The sequence below is a fragment of the Caldithrix sp. genome (assembly GCF_056497305.1).
In genome coordinates, this window is record NZ_JBSMDE010000053.1 from 1 (window position 1) to 2,306 (window position 2,306).

Genomic DNA, 2,306 nt, shown 5'->3' on the forward strand with positions numbered 1-2,306 from the left:
TGGGTCGATACCTACCTATCGCTGATTGTGCCGGGCATGATTACGGCGTTTTCCATTTTGTTGTTCCGGCAGTTTTTTCTGGACATACCGCAGGATTTAATCGATGCCGCGCGCATCGACGGCTGCAACGATTTTACCATTTTGTTTAAGATCATCTGGCCCATTTCCAAACCGGTCATCATTACCGTGGGCATCATTACCTTTATGACCAGCTGGAACGATGTGCTGTGGCCCTTGATTGTAATTCGCAACGAAAAATTGATGACCATGCCGCAGCTGGTCACCATTTTTGCCGTTGGAGGCGGGGCCGAAGCCCGATTGGGGGCCATGCTGGCAGCGGCCACACTGCTGGCCATCCCCATCATTCTGGTCTATGCCTTCTTCCAGCGTTATTTTATCGAAAGCATGGCAACATCTGGTTTAAAAGGATAGGAGTGTATTGTGCAGGTACAAAAATTGGATTTTAAATTGCAACCCAATTTCAAGCGTGTGATTGCGCTTTCTTACAACATAGAACAACCCCACGTGCAAAGGATTGCCGAACATGTCATGCAAATGTCGGCCGAAAAACGCGAACGACTGTTTCAGGAGATTGAGGCCCATTTTGCCGATCGGCACCGCGACCTAGAAAAATTTTTATTGAATTTTTATGACCGGCTGGAAGGTTATTTACCTTCCGGGCTTCATCTACGACTTGTGGATCGATTGCTCCTGGCCAGCTATTTTACCAAAGAATATTCTATTGAAGCCGCGGCCCTGTTCAACCCTTCCATAGTTCCTTTTGAAACGCCCGCTCCGCAAGGAGATCAACGTTTTGTGATGAGTTTGCGCGCGACGGGCGAAGGACATATTTCCAGCATCGAATTTATTCAGGGCAAAATAAACCAGAAAGGCGAACTCTTTTTTAAAATGCCGGAATCTACCTTTGCTACCGGACCAGAATGGGTGACTGTGGATCACGATTCACCGTACCAGATTGTTGAAATGAAATTTAACGAAGAGATTCCACTGGCCGAACGCGTTATTTTTCCAATAACCGATGACGAGATCAATGGTATTGAAGATTTGCGTCTGGTGCGTTTTGAAGACGAAGGCGCAATCGTTTATTTTGGAACGTACACCGCTTACGACGGTCATCAGATTCAGAGCAAGCTGCTGGAAACCACCGATTTTACCACCTTCAGAAGCTACGCCCTGCAGGGCCGGGCTGTGAATGACAAAGGCATGGCGCTTTTCCCGGAGAAGATCGACGGGCAGTACGCCATGATCTCCCGGCAGGATGGCACCAATCTTTACATTATGTTTTCCGATTCGCTGTACGACTGGGAAAAAGCAGAGCTGCTAATGGAGCCGCAAATGCCCTGGGAACTGACGAAAATCGGGAACTGCGGTTCGCCGATCAAAACAGAGGCCGGCTGGCTGTTGGTAACGCACGGCGTGGGCCCCATGCGGAAATATCAGTTGGGCGCTATCTTGCTGGACCTGAAAAATCCACGAAAAATCATTGCTCGTCTCAAAGAACCGTTGCTCGGTCCGGACGAAGACGAACGGGAAGGCTACGTGCCTAATGTGATTTACACCTGTGGCTATATGTTGCACAGAAACCAGTTGATTGTGCCTTACGCCATGTCAGACTCTGCTTCGGGTGTGGCTCGCTTTAATCTTACAGAAATCCTGAAAGAAATGGAGTAGCAAGAGGAGTTTAAGAACATGTGCATCGTGCGATATGAGAAGAATCCTATTTTGACGGCCAGGGATGTGCCTTTTAAAGCCAATAGTCTGTTCAATGCCGGAGCGGTTAAATTCAATGACCGCTATCTTTTGCTCTGTCGTGTGGAATTACCGACCGGGCTCTCGGTGCTGGTCAAGGCCTGGAGCAATGACGGCATCCGTTTTGAAATGGAAGACAAATTCTTTTTGACCCCGGAGCAGCATGGCCAATTGTACGAATATGTGCAGTGGGGCGTGGAAGACCCACGCATCACAAAAATTGATGAAGCCTATTATGTGAGCTACACAGGATATTCTGCCAATGAACCGGTAGTGCTTCTGGCCAGAACGCAGGATTTTGAACACATCGAAATTCTGGATCTGATTTCTGAACCTGTTAATAAAGACACGGTGTTGTTCCCGCGCAAGATCAATGGCTACTACTGGCGGATTGATCGGCCGTTAATTTCTCCGACCGTGGGTAATATGTGGATCAGCCGCAGCCCGGATTTGCGGCACTGGGGAAATTACCGCCGCCTGATTGCCGCGCGCAAGCCCTGGTGGGACAGCGATAAAATCGGCGCTTCCACGCCGCC

Annotated in this window: 3 protein-coding genes; all 3 read left to right on the forward strand. The window is 49.0% G+C overall.

Annotation, left to right across the window (positions count from 1 at the left end; all coding sequences use genetic code 11):
• On the forward strand, window positions 1-432 hold a 432-nt coding region (locus ACWB0I_RS04395), incomplete at its 5' end, for a carbohydrate ABC transporter permease (protein WP_479386822.1).
• A 9-nt stretch (window positions 433-441) separates the two neighbouring features.
• Window positions 442-1,692 carry a glycoside hydrolase family 130 protein gene (locus ACWB0I_RS04400; RefSeq protein WP_479386823.1) on the forward strand — a complete coding sequence of 417 codons (1,251 nt, stop codon included), beginning with the start codon at window positions 442-444 and terminating at the stop codon, window positions 1,690-1,692.
• 18 nt (window positions 1,693-1,710) lie between these two features.
• On the forward strand, window positions 1,711-2,306 hold a 596-nt coding region (locus ACWB0I_RS04405; protein ID WP_479386824.1), incomplete at its 3' end, for a glycoside hydrolase family 130 protein.